The following is a 2,567-nucleotide window of genomic DNA, read 5'->3' as shown; positions in this document are numbered from 1 at the left end:
ATCTAAATGTATACATAGACTTTTTTGATCTTAATGCTGAAATACTTTAAATGTACAAGTGCTTAAATCAGTTAATAACCGATTTGATTATCGGTAATTTTATCAATAAAATACCTTCCCCTTGCCCTTCAACCCATTCACCATAGACTTACCTGTTCGGGAAATTATACCTGCCGTTAGGGAGCATCTGGCGGCGCAGAACACGCTGATCGTAAACGCCCCTCCCGGAGCCGGTAAAAGCACCTTGCTGCCGCTGGCTATACTCGATGAAGTATGGCTGATGGGCCAGAAGATCATCATGCTGGAGCCCCGGCGCCTGGCGGCCAAAACCATTGCAGAGCGCCTGGCGCAGCTGCTGGGCGAGGAGGTAGGCCAGAGAGTCGGTTACCGCATCCGTTTCGAGACCCGCATTTCCGATAAAACCCGCATCGAGGTCGTAACCGAAGGCATCCTCACCCGCATGATCCACAGCGACCGCTCGCTGACAGGTATAGGCATCGTGATCTTCGACGAGTTTCATGAGCGAAGCATCCATGCCGATGTAGCCATGGCCCTGAGCCGGGAAGCGCAGCAAGCGCTTCGCCCGGACCTGCGCATTATGGTGATGTCGGCCACCCTGGATATGCCCCAGCTCACGCGCCTGCTCAAGGCCCCGGTAGCGCAAAGTATGGGGCGGCAATACCCCATCGAGACCTTTTATACCGGCGATGCCGATGACCGAATGCTGCCCGAAATGACGGCCAAAGTGGTGCAGCAGGCCGCGCAGGAGCAGGAAGGCGATATCCTCGTGTTCCTGCCCGGCGAAAACGACATCCGGAAAGTAGAAGAACTTTTGCGCAGGCAGTTGCGCGGTTTCCAGATACACCCGCTGTTCGGTATGCTGCCCTTCGGCAAGCAGTACGCCGCCATCATGCCCGACCGCCAGGGCAGGCGCAAAGTAGTGCTGGCCACCAGCATCGCCGAGACCAGCTTAACCATAGAAGGCATTTCGGTGGTGGTGGATACGGGCTTCGGCAAAACCTCCCGCTTCGATCCGAAGTCTGGTTTGTCGCGCCTCGAAACACAGCGCATCTCCAAAGACGCCGCCGACCAGCGTGCCGGTCGCGCCGGTCGTCTGGGCCCCGGCACCGCTTACCGCATGTGGAGCAAGACCACGCAGGAGCGCATGGCCCCGCACCGCACCCCCGAGATCATGGAAGCCGACCTGTCCTCGCTGGTGCTGGACATGGCGCAGTGGGGCATTACCGATATCCGGGGGCTGACCTGGCTGAACCCGCCGCCGCGCGCCGCCCTGGCCTATGCCACTGACATGCTGCACCAGCTGCAGGCGCTGGAGAATGGCCTGATTACCGAGCAAGGTAAAAGTATGCACCGGCTGCCTTGCCACCCACGCATCGCGCACATGCTGCTCAAAGCCGAAGAAACCGGCCAGGTGCCGCTGGCCTCCGATATTGCCGCCGTCCTGGAAGAGCGCGACCCGCTGGATCGCAACGCCGGCATCGACATTAATTTAAGAGTGGAAGCCCTCCGAAGGTATCGGAAAGAGCAGGGGCAGGGCAAGCGTTTCAGCAAGATCGAGAAGATCGCCCGCTCGTACCGTCAGCTGTTTGAGGTGGAGCCCGATAACGGCACCTTCGATGAGTATGAAACCGGTGTGCTGCTGGCGCATTGCTACCCGGAGCGCATCGCCTATGCCCGCCCCGGCAACAACGCGCAGTTCCAGCTGGCCAGTGGGCAGTATGCCTCCGCTGGTCACAGGGATGATTTGGCAAACGAGCCCTGGCTGGCCATCGCGCACCTGCACGCCGGTACAGGCGATAACCCGGGCCGCATTTTCCTGGCCTCGCCGCTCAACCCCCGCGACCTGGCCCCGCTGTTGAAGCAGCAGGAAGTATACCACTGGGACGTAAACGACGGCGAACTCACCGCCTCTTTGGATACTAGAATTGGCAGCATCGTGCTGCAAAGCAAGCCACTGCCAGCACCCGACGAGAAGCACCGCGTACCCGCCATCTCCGAGGCCATCAAAGCAGAAGGCGAGCACCTGCTGGACTTCAACCACGAGCTGACGCAGTGGCAAAACCGCGTGATGAGCCTCCGCAAATGGCGCCCCTCCGAGTCCTGGCCCGACGTGAGCACTTCTACGCTACTCATAACCAACTGGGACTGGCTGAAGTCCTACCTCTTCGACATCGAGCACCCTGATGAGCTGATGGAGCTGGAACTGCTGCCAATTCTGGAAGCTAAGTTTTTAGAGGAGGATCAGCGCGCCCGACTGAACGCTCTGGCCCCTGCCAGTCTACTGCTGCCGGATGGTTCTTCGATTGAGCTGGAGTATAAAGCCGATGGTTCTCAACCCAAGCTGGAGATCCGCCTGCAGGACGTGCTGGGCTGGGAAGAAAGCCCGAAAGTAGATGACGGCGAGATGACAGTGGAACTAGCCTTGCTTACGCCTGATTTGAAGCCGATCACGACTGTGTCGGATCTGGCGAGTTTCTGGAAGGGGAATTACCGCGTGATCAACCGGCAGCTGGAAGTGGTGTTTCCGGAAGTAAATTGGAGTAGGG

The 2,567-nt window shown here is 58.7% G+C and carries 1 protein-coding gene; it reads left to right on the top strand.

The window, feature by feature from the left end; translation table 11 throughout:
- Positions 1-121: 121 nt before the first annotated feature.
- A partial coding sequence (gene hrpB / locus OB13_RS18870) for an ATP-dependent helicase HrpB (RefSeq protein WP_461491737.1) occupies positions 122-2,567 on the top strand: 2,446 nt, incomplete at its 3' end.

Source organism: Pontibacter sp. HJ8 (assembly GCF_054824225.1).
Note: the sequence above shows the minus strand (reverse complement) of the source record. Positions and strands in the feature narration are given on the sequence as shown.